The 16,866-nt window shown below is 70.3% G+C and carries 26 protein-coding genes; 24 read left to right on the top strand and 2 right to left on the bottom strand.

The window, feature by feature from the left end; all coding sequences use genetic code 11:
* Positions 1–122 precede the first annotated feature (122 nt).
* The 14 genes from rplN to ABT295_RS08135 all read left to right on the top strand — a co-directional run bounded on the left by rplN (position 123) and on the right by ABT295_RS08135 (position 8,893).
* Positions 123–491: a 50S ribosomal protein L14 gene (gene rplN / locus ABT295_RS08200; RefSeq protein WP_070191528.1), complete on the top strand. Its 369-nt coding sequence runs from the start codon at positions 123–125 to the stop codon at positions 489–491.
* A gap of 2 nt (positions 492–493) precedes the next feature.
* Positions 494–871 (top strand): 50S ribosomal protein L24, encoded by a 378-nt coding sequence (gene rplX, locus ABT295_RS08195; RefSeq protein ID WP_345507342.1) that lies wholly within the window; start codon positions 494–496, stop codon positions 869–871.
* 1 nt (position 872) lies between these two features.
* On the top strand, positions 873–1,442 hold the full coding sequence (gene rplE, locus ABT295_RS08190; protein ID WP_345507343.1) for a 50S ribosomal protein L5: 570 nt from the start codon (positions 873–875) through the stop codon (positions 1,440–1,442).
* 1 nt (position 1,443) lies between these two features.
* A complete protein-coding gene (locus ABT295_RS08185; protein ID WP_020143231.1) occupies positions 1,444–1,629 on the top strand; it encodes a type Z 30S ribosomal protein S14 in 186 nt (61 codons plus the stop codon).
* A 125-nt stretch (positions 1,630–1,754) separates the two neighbouring features.
* Entirely contained in the window at positions 1,755–2,153 is a 399-nt protein-coding gene (rpsH, locus tag ABT295_RS08180; protein ID WP_345507344.1) for a 30S ribosomal protein S8, read from the top strand.
* Between the two features lie 12 nt (positions 2,154–2,165).
* Entirely contained in the window at positions 2,166–2,702 is a 537-nt protein-coding gene (rplF, locus tag ABT295_RS08175) for a 50S ribosomal protein L6 (RefSeq protein ID WP_352393880.1), read from the top strand.
* Positions 2,703–2,705: 3 nt separating this feature from the next.
* Positions 2,706–3,080 carry a 50S ribosomal protein L18 gene (gene rplR / locus ABT295_RS08170; RefSeq protein WP_345507346.1) on the top strand — a complete coding sequence of 125 codons (375 nt, stop codon included), beginning with the start codon at positions 2,706–2,708 and terminating at the stop codon, positions 3,078–3,080.
* 43 nt (positions 3,081–3,123) lie between these two features.
* Positions 3,124–3,780 (top strand): 30S ribosomal protein S5, encoded by a 657-nt coding sequence (gene rpsE, locus ABT295_RS08165; RefSeq protein WP_142176975.1) that lies wholly within the window; start codon positions 3,124–3,126, stop codon positions 3,778–3,780.
* Entirely contained in the window at positions 3,780–3,962 is a 183-nt protein-coding gene (rpmD, locus tag ABT295_RS08160) for a 50S ribosomal protein L30 (RefSeq protein WP_020143226.1), read from the top strand. The genes rpsE and rpmD overlap by 1 nt, the downstream gene beginning before the upstream one ends.
* Positions 3,963–3,964: 2 nt before the next feature.
* Entirely contained in the window at positions 3,965–4,441 is a 477-nt protein-coding gene (gene rplO / locus ABT295_RS08155) for a 50S ribosomal protein L15 (RefSeq protein ID WP_352393879.1), read from the top strand.
* 191 nt (positions 4,442–4,632) lie between these two features.
* The gene (gene secY, locus ABT295_RS08150) at positions 4,633–5,955 is read left to right on the top strand and encodes a preprotein translocase subunit SecY (RefSeq protein ID WP_352393878.1); all 1,323 of its coding nucleotides are present in this window, start codon (positions 4,633–4,635) and stop codon (positions 5,953–5,955) included.
* On the top strand, positions 5,955–6,524 hold the full coding sequence (locus tag ABT295_RS08145; RefSeq protein ID WP_352393877.1) for an adenylate kinase: 570 nt from the start codon (positions 5,955–5,957) through the stop codon (positions 6,522–6,524). Before secY ends, ABT295_RS08145 begins: the two co-directional genes overlap by 1 nt.
* Positions 6,524–7,378 (top strand): type I methionyl aminopeptidase, encoded by an 855-nt coding sequence (gene map, locus ABT295_RS08140; RefSeq protein WP_352393876.1) that lies wholly within the window; start codon positions 6,524–6,526, stop codon positions 7,376–7,378. Before ABT295_RS08145 ends, map begins: the two co-directional genes overlap by 1 nt.
* A gap of 45 nt (positions 7,379–7,423) precedes the next feature.
* A complete protein-coding gene (locus ABT295_RS08135) occupies positions 7,424–8,893 on the top strand; it encodes a serine hydrolase domain-containing protein (RefSeq protein WP_352393875.1) in 1,470 nt (489 codons plus the stop codon).
* Positions 8,894–9,002: 109 nt separating this feature from the next.
* Here ABT295_RS08135 and ABT295_RS08130 read toward each other — a convergent pair whose 3' ends face one another.
* Positions 9,003–9,713: a hypothetical protein gene (locus tag ABT295_RS08130; RefSeq protein ID WP_352393874.1), complete on the bottom strand. Its 711-nt coding sequence runs from the start codon at positions 9,711–9,713 to the stop codon at positions 9,003–9,005.
* Between the two features lie 153 nt (positions 9,714–9,866).
* Here ABT295_RS08130 and ABT295_RS08125 point away from each other — a divergent pair, with 153 nt between their 5' ends.
* The 8 genes from ABT295_RS08125 to rplQ all read left to right on the top strand — a co-directional run bounded on the left by ABT295_RS08125 (position 9,867) and on the right by rplQ (position 14,385).
* Positions 9,867–10,211, top strand: a complete 345-nt coding sequence (locus ABT295_RS08125; protein ID WP_352393873.1) for an iron chaperone — start codon at positions 9,867–9,869, stop codon at positions 10,209–10,211.
* A 173-nt stretch (positions 10,212–10,384) separates the two neighbouring features.
* Positions 10,385–10,606 (top strand): translation initiation factor IF-1, encoded by a 222-nt coding sequence (gene infA, locus ABT295_RS08120; protein WP_013493543.1) that lies wholly within the window; start codon positions 10,385–10,387, stop codon positions 10,604–10,606.
* A gap of 152 nt (positions 10,607–10,758) precedes the next feature.
* On the top strand, positions 10,759–10,872 hold the full coding sequence (gene rpmJ / locus ABT295_RS08115) for a 50S ribosomal protein L36 (RefSeq protein WP_006592630.1): 114 nt from the start codon (positions 10,759–10,761) through the stop codon (positions 10,870–10,872).
* Between the two features lie 224 nt (positions 10,873–11,096).
* Complete coding sequence (gene rpsM, locus ABT295_RS08110; protein ID WP_352393872.1) at positions 11,097–11,471, top strand: 30S ribosomal protein S13; 375 nt, start codon at positions 11,097–11,099, stop codon at positions 11,469–11,471.
* 56 nt (positions 11,472–11,527) lie between these two features.
* A complete protein-coding gene (gene rpsK, locus ABT295_RS08105; RefSeq protein WP_020143208.1) occupies positions 11,528–11,923 on the top strand; it encodes a 30S ribosomal protein S11 in 396 nt (131 codons plus the stop codon).
* Between the two features lie 32 nt (positions 11,924–11,955).
* Positions 11,956–12,564, top strand: coding sequence for a 30S ribosomal protein S4 (rpsD, locus tag ABT295_RS08100; RefSeq protein ID WP_352393871.1), 609 nt, complete (start codon positions 11,956–11,958; stop codon positions 12,562–12,564).
* Between the two features lie 157 nt (positions 12,565–12,721).
* Positions 12,722–13,753: a DNA-directed RNA polymerase subunit alpha gene (locus ABT295_RS08095; RefSeq protein WP_345507358.1), complete on the top strand. Its 1,032-nt coding sequence runs from the start codon at positions 12,722–12,724 to the stop codon at positions 13,751–13,753.
* A 74-nt stretch (positions 13,754–13,827) separates the two neighbouring features.
* Entirely contained in the window at positions 13,828–14,385 is a 558-nt protein-coding gene (gene rplQ / locus ABT295_RS08090; RefSeq protein ID WP_352393870.1) for a 50S ribosomal protein L17, read from the top strand.
* Positions 14,386–14,515: 130 nt separating this feature from the next.
* On the opposite strand, the gene ABT295_RS08085 is transcribed toward rplQ, so the two are convergent.
* Entirely contained in the window at positions 14,516–15,076 is a 561-nt protein-coding gene (locus ABT295_RS08085) for an AMIN-like domain-containing (lipo)protein (protein WP_352393869.1), read from the bottom strand.
* Positions 15,077–15,274: 198 nt separating this feature from the next.
* Here ABT295_RS08085 and truA point away from each other — a divergent pair, with 198 nt between their 5' ends.
* Together truA and ABT295_RS08075 are read left to right on the top strand one after the other, a co-directional pair.
* Positions 15,275–16,108 carry a tRNA pseudouridine(38-40) synthase TruA gene (gene truA, locus ABT295_RS08080; protein WP_352394704.1) on the top strand — a complete coding sequence of 278 codons (834 nt, stop codon included), beginning with the start codon at positions 15,275–15,277 and terminating at the stop codon, positions 16,106–16,108.
* A gap of 31 nt (positions 16,109–16,139) precedes the next feature.
* Positions 16,140–16,814 (top strand): DcrB/PsbP domain-containing protein, encoded by a 675-nt coding sequence (locus ABT295_RS08075; RefSeq protein WP_352393868.1) that lies wholly within the window; start codon positions 16,140–16,142, stop codon positions 16,812–16,814.
* Positions 16,815–16,866: the final 52 nt, after the last annotated feature.

Genomic DNA, 16,866 nt, shown 5'->3' with positions numbered 1-16,866 from the left:
CGTCCCCCGGCCGCCCTCCGGGGGCCTGCGAGCAGCGGGCCTCCGGGAGGGCACAGACCACAGTCCAGTTCGGCAAGGCTTCGCCCCGCGCGAAGAACCAGCACGACGACAGGAGTTAGACAGTGATTCAGCAGGAGTCGCGGCTTCGCGTCGCCGACAACACCGGTGCCAAGGAAATCCTGTGCATCCGTGTTCTCGGTGGCTCGGGCCGTCGGTACGCCGGCATCGGCGACACCATCGTCGCCACCGTCAAGGACGCGATCCCGGGCGGCAACGTGAAGAAGGGTGACGTCGTCAAGGCCGTCATCGTCCGCACCGTCAAGGAGCGCCGTCGCGCCGACGGGTCCTACATCAAGTTCGACGAGAACGCAGCGGTCATCCTCAAGACCGACGGCGACCCGCGCGGGACCCGTATCTTCGGCCCGGTCGGTCGCGAGCTGCGCGAGAAGAAGTTCATGAAGATCATCTCGCTCGCGCCGGAGGTGCTGTGAACATGGCGAAGACCACCAGCAAGATGAAGATCAAGAAGGGTGACCTCGTCCAGGTCATCTCGGGCCGCAGCCAGAAGAACGGCGGCGACCGGGGCAAGCAGGGCAAGGTCATCGCGGTCTACCCCGAGACGCAGCGCGTGCTCGTCGAGGGCATCAACCGCGTCACCAAGCACGTCAAGGCCGGCGCCACCGCTCGTGGCACCCGCACCGGTGGCCTGACCCACACCGAGGCCGCGATCCACGTGAGCAACGTCGCGATCGTCGACCCCGAGTCGAAGAAGCCCACCCGCATCAAGACGCGCGTCGAGACCGTCGAGCGGAACGGGCGCCAGAAGGCCTCCCGCGTCCGGGTCGCCGTCTCGTCGGACAAGGACCTCTGAGATGACCGAGAACACCATCACCGCGGCCAAGCCCCGTCTGCAGCAGCGCTACCAGGACGAGATCAAGGGCGCGATGCTCGAGCAGTTCGGCTACGCGAACGTCATGCAGGTGCCCGGCGTCGTCAAGGTCGTCGTCAACATGGGTGTCGGCGACGCGGCCAAGGACAGCAAGCTCATCGAGGGTGCCGTCCGTGACCTCACCGCCATCACCGGCCAGAAGCCGGTCGTGACGAAGGCCCGCAAGTCGATCGCCCAGTTCAAGCTGCGTGAGGGCATGCCGATCGGCGCGCACACCACGCTGCGTGGCGACCGCATGTGGGAGTTCCTCGACCGCCTCGTCTCGATCGCGCTCCCGCGCATCCGTGACTTCCGCGGTCTGTCGCCGAAGCAGTTCGACGGCAACGGCAACTACACGTTCGGTCTGACCGAGCAGTCGATGTTCCACGAGATCGACCAGGACCGGATCGACCGCGTGCGAGGCATGGACATCACCGTGGTCACCACGGCGACCAACGATGACGAGGGTCGCGCGCTGCTCAAGCAGCTCGGCTTCCCCTTCAAGGAGAACTGACATGGCCAAGACCGCGCTCGTTAACAAGGCGAACCGGAAGCCGAAGTTCAAGGTCCGTGCGTACACCCGCTGCCAGAAGTGCGGTCGCCCGCACTCGGTGTACCGCAAGTTCGGCCTCTGCCGCATCTGCCTTCGCGAGATGGCGCACGCGGGCGAGCTGCCGGGCGTGACCAAGAGCTCCTGGTAACCGGCTCCCGAGCCCCAGCACCACCAGACCACACACACCTCTGACACCGTAGGTCGGCCACGGCGGCACGAGCCGCAGGGCGAATGCCCAGTCGAAACCCCGGTGAGGAAGGGCGGAGAGCCCACATGACCATGACTGACCCGATTGCGGACATGCTGACCCGCGTCCGGAACGCCAACTCGGCGCACCACGACGTCGTCTCCATGCCGTACTCGAAGCTGAAGAAGAACATCGCCGAGATCCTCCAGTCCGAGGGCTACATCGCCTCGTGGAAGATCGAGGAGGCCGAGGTCGGCCAGACGCTGACCATCGACCTCAAGTACGGCCCCAACCGCGAGCGCTCCATCGCCGGCGTGCGTCGCGTGAGCAAGCCCGGACTGCGCGTCTACGCCAAGTCGACGAACCTGCCCAAGGTTCTCGGTGGCCTCGGCGTCGCGATCCTGTCGACCTCGAGCGGACTCCTGACGGACCGTCAGGCACACGAGAAGGGCGTGGGTGGGGAAGTCCTCGCCTACGTCTGGTAAGGAGACACTGACATGTCGCGAATCGGACGACTCCCGGTCTCCATCCCCTCGGGTGTGGACGTCAAGGTCGAAGGCCAGGACGTCTTCGTCAAGGGCCCGAAGGGTGAGCTGACGCTCACCGTCGTGCAGCCCATCACGGTCGAGCTCGGCGAGGGCAACCTCGAGGTCAAGCGCCCCGACGACGAGCGTGACTCGCGCTCGCGCCACGGCCTGACCCGCTCGCTCATCAACAACATGGTCCTCGGTGTCACCGAGGGCTACGAGAAGAAGATGGAGATCCACGGCACGGGTTACCGTGTCGCGGCGAAGGGCTCGAACCTCGAGTTCTCGCTCGGATACTCGCACCCCATCGTCATCGAGGCTCCCGCCGGCATCAGCTTCGCCGTCGAGAACCCGACCCGCTTCTCGGTGCAGGGCATCGACAAGCAGCTCGTTGGCGAGGTCGCGGCGAACATCCGCAAGCTGCGCAAGCCCGACCCGTACAAGGGCAAGGGTGTTCGCTACGCGGGCGAGCAGATCCGTCGCAAGGTTGGAAAGGCCGGTAAGTAAGCCATGGCAATGATCATCAAGCGCGGCAAGTCCAAGGCTGCCGCCCGCATCCGTCGCCAGGTGCGCGGTCGCAAGAAGATCGCCGGCACCGCGGCCCGCCCCCGCCTCGTGGTGTCGCGGTCGAGCCGCCACCTGTTCGTCCAGGTCGTCGACGACACGGTCGGCAAGACCGTCGCCTCGGCCTCGACGATGGAGGCCGACCTGCGTGCCTTCGACGGTGACAAGACGGCCAAGGCCAAGAAGGTCGGCGAGCTCGTGGCCGCCCGTGCCAAGGACGCCGGCATCGAGGCCGTCGTGTTCGACCGTGGTGGCAACAAGTACCACGGCCGTGTCGCGGCGATCGCCGAGGGCGCCCGTGAAGGTGGGCTGGCCCTGTGACCCAGCACTTCGTGACCGCAAATGTTGAGATGAGGAACATCTGATGCCCGGACAGCAGCGTCGAGGCACCGGCCCCGCCGGTGGCGGCGAGCGCACCGAGCGCGGAGACCGCCGTGACAACCGCGGCGGCCGCGACAACCGCGACAGCCGTGACGACAAGAACCAGTACGTCGAGCGCGTCGTGACCATCAACCGTGTCGCCAAGGTCGTCAAGGGTGGTCGTCGCTTCAGCTTCACCGCCCTCGTCGTCGTCGGTGACGGTGACGGCACCGTGGGTGTCGGCTACGGCAAGGCCAAGGAAGTTCCCGCGGCCATCGCCAAGGGTGTCGAGGAGGCCAAGAAGAACTTCTTCAAGGTCCCGCGCATCCAGGGCACCATCCCGCACCCCGTGCAGGGTGAGGCCGCTGCCGGCGTCGTCATGCTGCGCCCCGCCGCGCCCGGTACCGGTGTCATCGCCGGTGGCCCGGTGCGTGCGGTGCTCGAGTGCGCCGGCGTCCACGACGTCCTCAGCAAGTCGCTGGGCTCGGACAACGCGATCAACATCGTGCACGCGACGGCCCAGGCCCTGCGTGAGCTCGAGCGTCCCGAGTCGGTCGCGGCGCGCCGTGGCAAGACCCTCGAGGAGGTCGCTCCGGCGGCCATGCTCCGGGCTCGTGCCGCCGGCATCGCCGAGGCCCAGGCTGCGAAGGCTGGTGCGTGATGGCTCGTCTCAAGGTGACCCAGACCCGTTCGGAGATCGGCGGCAAGCAGAACCAGCGTGACACGCTGCGCAGCCTCGGTCTGAAGCGCATTGGCGACGTCGTCGTCAAGGAGGACCGTCCCGAGATCCGCGGGATGGTCAAGACGGTCACGCACCTCGTGTCCGTCGAGGAGGTTGACTGACCATGGCCGAGAACGCCAAGAAGTCGGGCGAGTCCGCCCTCAAGGTCCACCACCTGCGTCCGGCCCCCGGAGCCAAGACCGCCAAGACCCGTGTCGGTCGTGGTGAGGGCTCCAAGGGCAAGACCGCCGGTCGTGGCACCAAGGGCACCAAGGCCCGCTACCAGGTCCCGGAGCGTTTCGAGGGCGGCTCGATGCCGATGCACATGCGCCTTCCGAAGCTCCGTGGCTTCAAGAACCCGTTCCGCACGGAGTACCAGGTCGTGAACCTGGACCGCCTGCAGCTGCTCTTCCCGGAGGGTGGTCAGGTCTCCGTCGCCGACCTCGTCGCCAAGGGTGCCGTCCGTGACGGCTTCCCGGTGAAGGTCCTCGGCACGGGCGAGATCACGGTCAAGGTCGAGGTCGAGGCGCACAAGTTCTCGACCTCCGCCAAGGCGAAGATCGAGGCCGCCGGCGGCTCGGTCACGGCCCTCGCGGGCTGATCGACCGGTCGACGAGCGCGTCTCGACGACCACCACACTCTGAGTGTGAGCAGCGCCCCGGACGCCGATCCGCGGTCCGACGTGACGTCGGACACCGCGGACGGTGACCGGGGCGCTGTGCTTTTGCGTTAACCTTCCACGGATCGCATGAATGACGCCGCGCCACCCGCGCGGCCCCCCAGGAGGACCCAGTGCTCGCCGCTTTCGCACGCGCGTTCCGAACCCCGGACCTGCGCAAGAAGCTGCTCTTCACGCTCGGCATCATCGTGCTGTTCCGTCTCGGGTCGCACGTGCCGACCCCGGGCATCAACTACACGCTGGTGCAGAACTGCCTGACCGCGGCCAAGGGCCAGTCCGGAGACCAGAGCGGGTTCCTCAACCTCGCGAACCTCTTCAGCGGCGGCGCGCTGCTGCAGCTGTCGGTCTTCGCGCTGGGGATCATGCCGTACATCACGGCGAGCATCATCATCCAGCTGCTCACGGTGGTCATCCCGCGCTTCGAGGCGCTCAAGGAGGAGGGCCAGTCGGGGCAGAGCAAGCTGACGCAGTACACCCGCTACCTGACGATCGGCCTCGCGATCCTCCAGTCGGCGACCCTCGTCACCTTCGCGCGCAACCCCTCGAGCCTCTTCGGCGGCCAGTGCGACACGATCATGACCGACCAGTCGATGGTCACGATCCTCATCATGGTGCTCACCATGACGGCCGGCACCGGCCTCATCATGTGGTTCGGCGAGCTCATCACCGACAAGGGCGTCGGCAACGGCATGTCGCTCATGATCTTCACCTCGATCGCCGCCGGCTTCCCGGCCTCCCTCTGGGGCATCAAGGAGAACAAGGGCTGGGGCACCTTCCTCGGCATCATCGTGCTCGGCATGTTCGTCATCGCCGCGGTGGTCTTCGTCGAGCAGTCGCAGCGGCGCATCCCCGTGCAGTACGCCAAGCGGATGGTCGGTCGCCGGATGTACGGCGGCACCTCGACCTACATCCCGCTCAAGGTCAACATGGCCGGCGTCATCCCCGTCATCTTCGCGAGCTCGCTGCTCGCGCTGCCGGGCCTCATCGCGCAGTTCAACACGCGCCCCGACGGCACGAGCGCGGGCTGGGTCCAATGGGTCCAGGACAACCTCGTCAAGGGCGACCACCCCATCTACATGGCGACCTACGTCGCCCTCATCCTCTTCTTCACGTTCTTCTACGTCTCGATCACGTTCAACCCGACCGAGGTCGCGGAGAACATGAAGAAGTACGGCGGCTTCATCCCGGGTATCCGGGCCGGGCGACCCACGGCCGAGTACCTCAACTACGTGCTGACCCGAATCACCGTGCCGGGCGCCATCTACCTCGCGATCGTCTCGCTCATCCCGCTCGTCGCCCTCGTGCTCGTCGGCGCCAACCAGAACTTCCCGTTCGGTGGCACCTCGATCCTCATCGTCGTCGGCGTGGGGCTCGAGACGGTCAAGCAGATCGAGGCGCAGCTGCAGCAGCGTCACTACGAAGGGTTCCTCCGTTGATGCGACTCATCATCCTCGGCCCGCCCGGTGCCGGTAAGGGCACCCAGGCGGCGCGCATCGCCGACCGCCTCGGCATCCCGGCCATCTCGACCGGCGACATCTTCCGCGCCAACATCAAGGAGCAGACCGAGCTGGGCCGGCGCGTGCAGGGCATCCTCGCCTCGGGCGGCTACGTGCCCGACGAGGTCACGAACGAGATCGTCGCCGACCGCCTCACGTGGGACGACGCGGCCGACGGCTTCCTGCTCGACGGCTACCCGCGCACGGCCGGGCAGGTCGACGCGCTCGACGCCATGCTCGCGCAGCACGGCCACGCCCTCGACGCCGTCCTCGAGCTCGAGGTCGACGAGGAGGCCATCGTCGAGCGGCTCCTCAAGCGCGCCGAGACCGAGGGCCGGGCCGACGACACCGAGGAGGTCATCCGCGAGCGCCAGGCGATCTACCGCAAGGAGACCGCCCCCCTCGCGGAGCACTACGGCCTCGTCGGCCTGCTCGTCAAGGTCGACGGCATGGGCGCGGTCGACGCCGTCACCGACCGCGTCATCGCGGCGCTGCCGCAGCACGGCTGATGTTCGGACGCCGCACCCGGCTCCACGGCCGCACCGACGAGCAGCTCCTCCTCATGCGTGAGGCGGGGCTGCTCGTGGGCCGCACCCTCGAGATGCTCGCGACGCAGGTGCGCCCCGGCCTGACGACGCTCGAGCTCGACCGGCTCGCGGAGGCCTTCATCCGCGACCACGGGGGAGTGCCGAACTTCCAGCTCGTCCCCGGCTACCGGCACACCCTCTGCACGAGCGTCAACGACGAGGTCGTCCACGGCATCCCCGGTCCTCGCGTGCTCGAGGCCGGCGACATCGTCTCCATCGACTGCGGCGCGGAGGTCAAGGGCTGGAACGGCGACGCCGCATTCACCGCGGTCGTCGGCGGCCGCGAGGCCGGCCGTCCCGAGGACCTCGACCTCATCGACGCCACCGAGGCGAGCCTCTACGCCGGTATCGCCGCGATGGAGGTCGGGGGGCGGCTCTACGCCGTCGGTGACGCCGTCGAGGCGAGCATCGAGGCGGCCGCCGCCCGCGACGGACGCACCTACGGCGTCGTCGACGAGTACGTCGGCCACGGCATCGGCACCGAGATGCACATGGACCCGCAGATCCCCAACTACGCGGTGCGCGAGACCGGACCCAAACTCGTCGACGGCTTCACCGGCGCCATCGAGCCCATGGTCACCCTCGGCGGCATCGACACCACGGTGCAGGCCGACGAGTGGACGGTCGTCACGGCCGACGGCTCCCGCGCCGCGCACTGGGAGCACTCGGTCGCCGTGCGCGAGGGTGGGCTGTGGATCCTCACCGCCGTCGACGGCGGCAAGGCGGCCCTCGCCGCGGTCGGGGCGGCCTACGCCCCTCTCGACGCCGTCGGCTGACACCGCTCCCGCACGCGGGCCTCGCGACCGCGTAACGTCGCGCTCGTGACTCTTCCTCGCAGCACCCCTTCCGCCCAGGGCGTCGACGCCGCCGGCCTGCTCGCCTTCGTCGACGCGATCGAGCGCGCCGGGCTCGACCCGCACAGCCTCATGGTGGTGCGGCACGGCCACGTCGTCGCCGAGGGGTGGTGGCGGCCGTATGCCGCTGACCGCGTCCACCTCGCGTACTCCCTCTCCAAGACGGTGACGGCCACGGCCGTCGGCTTCCTCGTCGACGAGGGTCGGCTCTCCCTCGACGACCGCGTGCTCGAGCACTTCCCGGACCTCGACCGGTCGGGCGTGGCGCCCGGCTGGGAGGACGTGCGGGTGCGCCACTGCCTCTCGATGACGGTGGGGCACGAGGAGGACGCGTGGGGCCAGGTCTTCGACCGGATGAGCGGCAGCGACTTCGGTGCCGACACCGACTGGGTGCGGCGGGTCTTCGCGACGACGCCGACGCGCGAGCCCGGCACGGTCTTCGCCTACAACCAGGTCGCGACCTACCTGCTCTCGCTCATCGTGCGCCGCGTCAGCGGCGAGGGCGTCGCCGAGATGCTGCGCCCCCGGCTGCTCGACCCGCTCGGGCTTCCCGACATCCCGTGGCACCGCGACCCGCTCGGCCGTGAGCTCGGCTTCACGGGCTCGCACCTGACGACCGAGGCCATCGCCTCCGTCGCGCAGCTCTACCTGGGCCGGGGCCGGTGGCAGGGGCGCCGGCTCCTGTCTGAGGCCTGGGTCGAGGAGGCGACGCGAGCCTTCGGGCCGCTCAACGAGGACCCCGGCGCCGACGAGGACTGGCGTCGCGGCTACGGCTACTCGTTCTGGATGCAGCGCGTCGGCTACCGCGGCGACGGCGCCTACGGGCAGTTCCTCGTCGTGCTGCCCGAGCACGACACCGTCGTCGCGATCACCTCGGAGCAGGAGCGCATGCAGTCGACGCTCGAGGCGATGTGGGAGCACCTCGTGCCCGCGCTCGGGGGAGCGGGGGTCGCGGGTGACGCGGTCGACGCAGGTGGCGGGGCCGACGCAGGTGGCGGGGCCGAGCAGGCCCTGGCCGCTCGGCTGGACGCCCTCGCGATCCCGGCCCTCGGCGGCGTGGGTCCCGGGCCCGACGCGGTGGAGCTCACCCGGTCGGCGGCGTCAGACCTCGCCCGGGACTACACCGCCGTGTCGGTGACGCGCGACGGCGCCGACCACGTGCTCGGCCTGCAGCGCGCGGGGGAGTGGCTCCGGCTGCCCGTCGGCTCCGGTGCTTGGCGCGAGGGTGAGCTCGTCGCCGGTGGCGCGACCCTGCCGGTCGTCGCCAGCGGTGGCTGGGTCGACGCGGCGACGTTCCGCGCCGAGGTCATCGTCATCGAGTCGCCGCACCGCTTCCGGGTCGAGGCCCGGCTCGGCAGCGGTGAGGCCGACCTGACGTGGCGCATGGTGCCGCTCACGGGCCGCGACCCCCTCTGGCTCGCCACCCGCTGGTCCTGACCCCGCCCCACCGCAACACACCGAGAAAGACACAACCCACCGGGATCCGATCGCGGTGTGTTGTGTCCTTCTCGGTGTGTTGCGGTGTGCCTGTCGGGCGGGGGCCGGGTCAGCGGCCGAGCGCGCCCGGGGTGCCACCGGCATGGACGACCATCCGCTCGGCGACGACGCGCGCGTTGGCCTGCAGCACCGGCAGCGGCACCCGCGGCAGGTTCTCCTCCCAGTCGATGAGGGGTGACCCGCGCAGCTGGAGCATCCGGGCCGGCCGGCCGAGGAAGAACAGGTGCAGGTGCGCGCCGCCGTCGCCGTACTTGGCCAGCTGCACGCGGCCGACGCTCGGCACGTGCTCGACGGCGTCGGCCACGGCGACCACGAGCTGGCCCATCTCCGCGGCGAGCTGGGTCGGCAGCGACGGGAGGTCGTGGTGCTCGACCGGGCCCAGCGAGACCATGACGGGCAGGCCGGTCTCCGCGACGAGCGAGAGGCGCCAGCGCTCGTTGCTCCAGACGGTCGTGCCGTCGTCGGGTCGCTGCGGACCGCGGCACCAGCAGTCGGCGGGATCCTCGCCGCGGCGCGGCGGCTCCTCGTCCGCGGGCGGCTGCAAGGGCTTGAGCCGCAGGCTGTCGGTCTCGTAGGGGTAGATGTCCCACCCGGGCATCTCCTCCACGGCGACGGGCAGGCGGCCCTCGTCGTCGGCGGCCGCGCGGATGCGGGCGTAGTACGCCTCGACGTCCTCGGCCTCCGCCGGGGGAGCAGCCACCTCGTCGAGGTGGTCCGCGGGGGCGGGGGGTGCGGTGGCGTCCTCGCCGTGCTCGCTCATCGGTTCAGTATGCCGGGTGCGCCCCTCGGCGCGCCCCGCGCCGTGGGCAGCCACGTGGGCAGCCCCGTGGGCCCCGTGGGCCGCGCGCGGCCGCGTGGCCCGGCGCCCCGGCATACGGCTGCGGGGCGGCGGGCGGCGTGGGAACCTCGAGGGGTGGGGACGGTCGAGGACTACCTGGGCGGACTGCGCCCGGAGCAGGCGCACGCCCTGCGGCGGGTCGTCGAGCTGGCCCGCGGCCTCGCGCCCGACGCCGAGGAGGGCACGAGCTACGGGATGCCCGCGCTGCTCGTCGGCGGCCGGCCCCTCATCGGCGTCACGGCCGCGGCGCGGCACCTCTCGCTCTTCCCGTTCAGCCCCGCCGTCGTGGCCGCGGTCGCGCCCGACCTCGAGGGCTTCTCGCTCAGCAAGGGCACGATCCGCTTCACGCCCGAGGCGCCGCTGCCCGACGCCGTGGTCGAGCAGGTGGTGCGGTTGCGCCGCGCCGAGCTCGGCGCCTGACCCGTGGCGGGACCCCGCACCGATTTCGGGAACGCCGGGATCTGGCGTAGTCTTGTGCGTTGGGTGTCGTGTGCCTCGGCGCCCGGATCACGCGCGCGCCCCGAGCGCGTGCAACCAGGCACGTCCCAAGGCCGGCTCAGTCCGGGTCGGCCAGCAACAGATAGACGGAGGATATGGCCAAGAAGGACGGTGTCATCGAGATCGAGGGCACGATCGTCGAGGCTCTCCCGAACGCGATGTTCCGGGTGGAGCTCTCCAACGGTCACAAGGTGCTCGCCCACATCTCGGGAAAGATGCGACAGCACTACATCCGGATCCTCCCCGAGGACCGTGTCGTGGTGGAGCTCTCGCCCTATGACCTGACCCGCGGTCGGATCGTCTTCCGCTACCGCTGAGCACCAGGTCCGGTCGACCGGTCCGCGCGAGCGGACGGGCCCGGCCGGGACGAGTGCGAAGCAGCAACCCGATTACCCAACCAAGCACCTGTTCGACCCACGCCCGCACGGGCGTGGAGCGGGTGGGCGCGCGATCTGAAGACAGCAGGCAGATGAAGGTTCAGCCGAGCGTCAAGAAGATCTGCGACAAGTGCAAGGTGATCCGCCGTAACGGTCGGGTCATGGTGATCTGCGAGAACCTGCGCCACAAGCAGCGCCAGGGCTGAGCAGAGCCACCACCCTCGCCGTCGACAGACTTTCGACAGCACGCGTAAGACAAGCATGAAAGCAGCACCCGGCCCCTGATGACCGACCGTCGTGTCGGCGCAGGACGTCACCCCCGGCACGGAGGCCGGGGACCGGTGGTCCGTCCTTCTGAGTGGCGGACCGAGACCCCGGACTGGTGGCTGCTCCAGACCTCCGCGAAACAGAAAACAGGAGACACCCCAACATGGCTCGTCTTGTTGGCGTCGACCTTCCGCGCGAGAAGCGCGTCGAGGTCGCTCTGACCTACATCTTCGGTGTGGGTCGCACCCGTTCCAAGCAGGCGCTGGTTGCCACCGGCGTCGACCCCAACACCCGCGTCAAGGACCTCGGTGAGACCGAGCTCGTTGCGCTTCGTGACTTCCTCGAGGGCAACTTCCGCCTCGAGGGTGACCTTCGCCGTGAGGTGCAGGCCGACATCCGCCGCAAGGTCGAGATCGGCTCCTACGAAGGTCTCCGTCACCGTCGTGGTCTTCCCGTGCGCGGTCAGCGCACCAAGACCAACGCGCGCACCCGCAAGGGCCCGAAGCGCACCGTGGCCGGCAAGAAGAAGGCCAAGTGACGCTGATCGCCTCGCGATCAGGTCTCACCGACATTCAGTTCTGACGTAGGAGAAACATGCCTCCCAAGGCTCGCGTGACGAAGGTTCGTCGCAAGGAGAAGAAGAACGTCGCCCACGGGCACGCTCACATCAAGAGCACGTTCAACAACACGATCATCTCGATCACGGACCCCACGGGCGCCGTGATCGCGTGGGCGTCGGCCGGCCAGGTCGGCTTCAAGGGCTCGCGCAAGTCCACGCCGTTCGCGGCCCAGATGGCGGCCGAGGCCGCTGCCCGCCGCGCCATGGAGCACGGCATGCGCAAGGTCGACGTCTTCGTCAAGGGCCCCGGCTCGGGCCGCGAGACGGCGATCCGCTCGCTCACCGCCACCGGCCTCGAGGTCGGCGCGATCAGCGACGTCACGCCCACGCCGCACAACGGTGTCCGCCCGCCCAAGCGCCGTCGCGTCTGATCCGGCACTGAGCGAGAGAGAGAACTAGGAACATGGCTCGTTACACCGGCCCGATCACCAAGAAGTCCCGCCGCCTGAAGATGGACCTCGTCGGCGGCGACAAGAACTTCGAGCTCCGCCCGTTCCCGCCCGGCCAGCACGGCCGTCGCCGGATCCAGGAGAAGGAGTACCTGACCCAGCTCCAGGAGAAGCAGCGCGCCCGCTTCCAGTACGGCGTCATGGAGAAGCAGTTCGTCCGCTACTACAAGGAAGCGGCGAAGCGCCCCGGCAAGACCGGTGAGAACCTCCTGCAGATCCTCGAGTCGCGCCTCGACAACGTGATCTACCGCGCGGGCCTGGCCCGCACGCGTCGGCACGCCCGTCAGCTCGTCACGCACGGCCACTTCGAGGTCAACGGCGTGCGCGTCGACGTCCCGAGCTACCGCGTCGAGCAGTACGACATCATCACGGTCCGCAAGCAGTCCGTCGAGAGCTTCCCGATCGAGCTGGCCCGCCAGACGTTCGGCGAGCGTCCCGTGCCGGCCTGGATGCAGGTCGTCGAGGGCTCGCTGCAGATCCTCATCCACCAGCTCCCGGTGCGCGCACAGATCGACTCGCAGCTCACCGAGCAGCTCATCGTCGAGCTCTACTCGAAGAACTGACCCAGGACGTGCGCCGCGGGGCCCCGGCCCCGCGGCGCACGACCCCTGGTGCTCGGGGCCGCGCTCGCAGACAGAGGCGAGCGGGGCCCGCCCGGATCACGACCGGGCAGTTTCACGAGGCGTCATATGGCGGTCGCCCGTGGGAAGGAAATGAACAGTGCTCATCGCACAGCGTCCCGTGCTCTCCGAAGAGGTCGTCGCGGGCAACCGCAGCCGCTTCACCATCGAGCCGCTCGAGCCCGGCTTCGGCTACACGCTCGGCAACTCCCTCCGTCGCACCCTGCTCTCGAGCATCCCGGGCGCGGCGGTCACCTCCATCCGCATCGACGGCGTGCTCCACGAGTTCACGACCGTGCCGGGCGTGAAGGAGGACGTCACCGAGATGATCCTCAACATCAAGGGCCTCGTCGTCTCCTCGGAGCACGACGAGCCGGTCGTCATGTACCTGCGCAAGCAGGGTCCGGGTGCGGTCACCGCCGCCGACATCACGCCGCCCGCGGGTGTCGAGGTGCACAACCCCGACCTGCAGATCGCGACCCTGAACGACAAGGGCAAGCTCGAGATGGAGCTGACCGTCGAGCGTGGCCGCGGCTACGTCTCGGCGCAGCAGAACAAGTCCGGCGACCAGGAGATCGGCCGCATCCCGGTCGACTCGATCTACAGCCCGGTGCTCACCGTGACCTACAAGGTCGAGGCGACCCGAGTCGAGCAGCGCACCGACTTCGACAAGCTCATCGTCGACGTCGAGACGAAGAACTCGATGACCCCGCGTGACGCCATGGCCTCGGCCGGCAAGACGCTGGTCGAGCTCTTCGGCCTGGCCCGCGAGCTCAACGTCGAGGCCGAGGGCATCGACATGGGCCCGTCGCCGACGGACGCCGCGCTCGCCGCGGACCTCGCCCTGCCGATCGAGGACCTCGACCTCACCGTTCGTTCCTACAACTGCCTGAAGCGCGAGGGCATCCACACCGTGGGTGAGCTCGTGGGCCGCAGCGAGGCCGACCTGCTCGACATCCGCAACTTCGGCGCGAAGTCGATCGACGAGGTCAAGGCCAAGCTCGTCGGCATGGGTCTGGCCCTCAAGGACAGCCCGCCCGGGTTCGACCCCTCGGCCCTCGTCGACGGTTACGGCGAGGACGACTACAGCGACGACGACGACCAGTCGTTCGTCGAGGACGAGCGTCTCTGACCACTTGCTTGTGACCGAGTCGCGCCCGCCGTCACGGCAGCAGCGGCCAGGTCGGACTTCCTAGGAGAAACGAAATGCCCACCCCCACCAAGGGTCCCCGCGTCGGTGGCGGCCCCGCCCACGAGCGGCTGATCCTGGCCAACCTCGCGACGTCGCTCTTCGAGCACGACCGCATCACGACGACCGAGGCCAAGGCCAAGCGCCTGCGCCCGCTCGCCGAGCGGATGATCACGTTCGCGAAGCGTGGCGACCTGCACGCCCGTCGTCGCGTCCTCACGGTCGTGCGCGACAAGGGTGTCGTCCACCGCCTCTTCGCCGAGATCGCCCCCGACATGGCGGCTCGCGAGGGTGGTTACACCCGCATCACGAAGATCGGCGCCCGCAAGGGTGACAACGCCCCCATGGTCGTCATCGAGCTCGTCCGCGAGCCGCTGTCGGCGAAGCAGGCGACCGTCCGTGAGGCCGAGGCCGCGACGAAGCGTGCCGCGAAGCCCGCTGCCGCCGAGGCCGCTGCCGAGCCCGCCGAGGTCGAGACGACCGAGGCTGCCGACACCACGGAGGCCACCGAGGCCACGGAGGCCACGGAGGCCACCGCCGACGAGACCACGGGCGAGCAGAAGACCGACGCCTGAGCTCGACGCACCTCGGAGCAGCCCGTCCCCTCTGGGGGCGGGCTGCTCTCTCGTTTCCCGGTCGCGTATGCCGGGTCGTGCAGGCCCGTGGCACCGCTGCCTCCCAGCGGGGTGCCGACCGGTCGTGCGCCTACCAGCGGTGGGCGACGTCGACGACGAGCCGGCGGCCGCCGTCGGCGTCGGTCAGCACGAAGGCCCGCATCGGCAGCCGGGCCCGCACGCCCAGGCCGTAGTCGGTGTAGCCCTCGAAGCTCGCGACGAACTTCAGCTGGCGGAAGGTGCGCCACCCGGGGTAGTTCGTCGTGCTCGGTGCGAGCCGCGACGGCGCGTCGATCGTGACCTGGATCCTCGCCCCACCGGCGACCGGCACCGGCAGGCCGCTACCGGGACCCGTGACCTGGCCGACGTAGCGCACGGAGTAGCCGAGCCGCCCGCTGCCGCGCGCGACGTCGAAGACGACGCGGTCGTAGCAGGCGTGCTGGCCGGAACGGGTCCCGGTGACGTTGCCGGTCCAGAGCAGGGCCGGGCTCGTGGCCTTGGGCAGCGAGCCCCAGGTGATGCCGCAGTAGGGTGCCGCCGCGGCGATCGGCGCCGACGCGCCGGCGCTCGGGGCGAGCGAGAGTGCGGCCGGTGCGGCCAGGGCCGCGACGATGCCGACGGCCGCCAGGCGGCGTCGGGTGGTGGGAAACATGGGCTACCCCCTTCGTGACGTGACGCCGGGCACCGTGCACGGCGTCCACTCCTAGGACGTGCCGGAGCAGTGACCGGTTGACGCGGGCGGCTAGGCTCGGGCGCCGTGAGCGACACGAGCCGCCCGACCGGCGACGCCCCGGGCCACGCGTCCGGCGACGCGTCGGGCCACGCCCCCACCCCGCCGGACGCAGCCGTGCTGCGGGTGCGGCTCGACCTCGCCTACGACGGCACGGACTTCTCGGGTTGGGCCGCCCAGCCGGGCCTGCGCACCGTGCAGGGCGAGCTGACCGCAGCCCTCACGACGGTGCTGCGCCAGGCCGACCCGGTGCGCCTCACCGTCGCCGGGCGCACCGACGCGGGCGTGCACGCCCGCGGGCAGGTCGTGCACGTCGACGTCGAGCGCTCCGCCTGGGCGGCGCTGCCCGGCCGCTCCGACCGTGACCCGGGGGCCTCGCTCGTCAGCCGGCTCGGCGGCATCCTCCCCGCGGACGTCGTCGTGCACCGGGCCGCCCCCGTGCCCGCCGCCTTCGACGCGCGCTTCGCCGCCCTCGAACGCCGCTACCTCTACCGGATCGCCGACGCGGCGGCCACCCGCGACCCGCTGCGCCGGCACGACACCGTCTGGTGGCGCCGCCCGCTCGACGTCGACGCGATGGACGCCGCCGCCCGCTCGCTCGTGGGGCTGCGCGACTTCGCGGCCTTCTGCAAGCAGCGCGAGGGGGCCACGACGATCCGCACGCTCCTCGACTTCTCGTGGTCGCGCGGGCCCGACGGCGTGCTCGCCGGCACCGTGCGCGCCGACGCCTTCTGCCACTCCATGGTGCGCTCGCTCGTCGGGGCGGTCGTGCCGGTGGGGGAGGGGCGCCGCGCCCCGGACTGGCCGCGGCTGCTGCAGGACCGGGCCGCGCGGGCGCCCGAGATCCACGTCATGCCCGCCCACGGGCTCAGCCTCGAGGAGGTCGTCTACCCCGACGACGCCGACGTCGCGGCCCGCTCCCTCGTCACCCGGGCACGGCGCACCGTCGACTGACGCACGGATGCCGTGTGGTTGGATCGAGCGCATGACGGCCCTCCCCACGCGCGTCCTGTCGGTCGGTGCCCTGACCTGCGCCCTCGTGCTGACGGGCTGCTCGAAGGGCACGACGGAGACCGCGGCGCCGCCCGCCTCCTCGTCCGCGGCCCCCTCAGCCGACGGCCCCACGACGCCCTCCGCGACGCCCTCCACGACGCCCTCCGCGACGCCCTCCACGACGTCTTCCTCCACGGGCGCCGGCGACGCCGCGGCCGACGGCGACGGGGTCCGCGGTCGCGCCGGCAGCTACACGGTCGTGCCGCCGGAGGGCTGGGCCGAGGCCACGAGCAAGGCGGACGGGGTCGCCGACATCGACCTCGTGCTGCTCTCCTCGAAGAAGGTCGACGGCTTCGCCAACAACCTCGTCGTGCTCAAGACGGCCGGCGACCGGTCGGTGCTCGACGGCGAGCTCGCCAAGGGCAAGGAGCAGATGAGCGCCGCCGGGCGCACCGTGGCTCCCGCCCCGGCCGTCACGGTCGGTGGCGTGGCCGCCGAGGGCTTCACGACGACCTTCGAGCAGCAGGGCGTCAAGGTGACCGCGCGCTCCTTCGGCGTCGAGCGTGACGGCTCGATCTACCTGCTCACCCTCAGCTCGTCGCAGGGCGACGCCGACCACGCGATGGACGAGCTCGAGGAGCTGCTGTCGTCGTGGACGTGGAGCTGACCCGGCGCCCCCGGCGGTGCGGTCGTTAACGACGTGACGCGGCGACCCGGCA

Origin of the sequence: Terrabacter sp. NPDC000476 (genome assembly GCF_040300125.1) — a bacterium.
In the GTDB taxonomy this organism is placed as follows: Bacteria; Actinomycetota; Actinomycetes; order Actinomycetales; family Dermatophilaceae; genus Terrabacter.
This window is presented reverse-complemented; position numbering and strand designations above follow the sequence as displayed.

Coding starts and splice junctions, on each gene's coding strand:
- ABT295_RS08145 (WP_352393877.1), top strand. CDS start 5,955: ATGCGACTCATCATCCTCGGCCCGCCCGGTGCCGGTAAGGGCACCCAG.
- rplX (WP_345507342.1), top strand. CDS start 494: ATGGCGAAGACCACCAGCAAGATGAAGATCAAGAAGGGTGACCTCGTC.
- rplR (WP_345507346.1), top strand. CDS start 2,706: ATGGCAATGATCATCAAGCGCGGCAAGTCCAAGGCTGCCGCCCGCATC.
- rplQ (WP_352393870.1), top strand. CDS start 13,828: ATGCCCACCCCCACCAAGGGTCCCCGCGTCGGTGGCGGCCCCGCCCAC.
- rplO (WP_352393879.1), top strand. CDS start 3,965: ATGGCCGAGAACGCCAAGAAGTCGGGCGAGTCCGCCCTCAAGGTCCAC.
- ABT295_RS08075 (WP_352393868.1), top strand. CDS start 16,140: ATGACGGCCCTCCCCACGCGCGTCCTGTCGGTCGGTGCCCTGACCTGC.
- rplE (WP_345507343.1), top strand. CDS start 873: ATGACCGAGAACACCATCACCGCGGCCAAGCCCCGTCTGCAGCAGCGC.
- rpmJ (WP_006592630.1), top strand. CDS start 10,759: ATGAAGGTTCAGCCGAGCGTCAAGAAGATCTGCGACAAGTGCAAGGTG.
- rplF (WP_352393880.1), top strand. CDS start 2,166: ATGTCGCGAATCGGACGACTCCCGGTCTCCATCCCCTCGGGTGTGGAC.
- rpsH (WP_345507344.1), top strand. CDS start 1,755: ATGACCATGACTGACCCGATTGCGGACATGCTGACCCGCGTCCGGAAC.
- map (WP_352393876.1), top strand. CDS start 6,524: ATGTTCGGACGCCGCACCCGGCTCCACGGCCGCACCGACGAGCAGCTC.
- rpsK (WP_020143208.1), top strand. CDS start 11,528: ATGCCTCCCAAGGCTCGCGTGACGAAGGTTCGTCGCAAGGAGAAGAAG.
- rpsE (WP_142176975.1), top strand. CDS start 3,124: ATGCCCGGACAGCAGCGTCGAGGCACCGGCCCCGCCGGTGGCGGCGAG.
- rpsM (WP_352393872.1), top strand. CDS start 11,097: ATGGCTCGTCTTGTTGGCGTCGACCTTCCGCGCGAGAAGCGCGTCGAG.
- ABT295_RS08085 (WP_352393869.1), bottom strand. CDS start 15,076: ATGTTTCCCACCACCCGACGCCGCCTGGCGGCCGTCGGCATCGTCGCG.
- rpmD (WP_020143226.1), top strand. CDS start 3,780: ATGGCTCGTCTCAAGGTGACCCAGACCCGTTCGGAGATCGGCGGCAAG.
- ABT295_RS08185 (WP_020143231.1), top strand. CDS start 1,444: ATGGCCAAGACCGCGCTCGTTAACAAGGCGAACCGGAAGCCGAAGTTC.
- rpsD (WP_352393871.1), top strand. CDS start 11,956: ATGGCTCGTTACACCGGCCCGATCACCAAGAAGTCCCGCCGCCTGAAG.
- infA (WP_013493543.1), top strand. CDS start 10,385: ATGGCCAAGAAGGACGGTGTCATCGAGATCGAGGGCACGATCGTCGAG.
- ABT295_RS08130 (WP_352393874.1), bottom strand. CDS start 9,713: ATGAGCGAGCACGGCGAGGACGCCACCGCACCCCCCGCCCCCGCGGAC.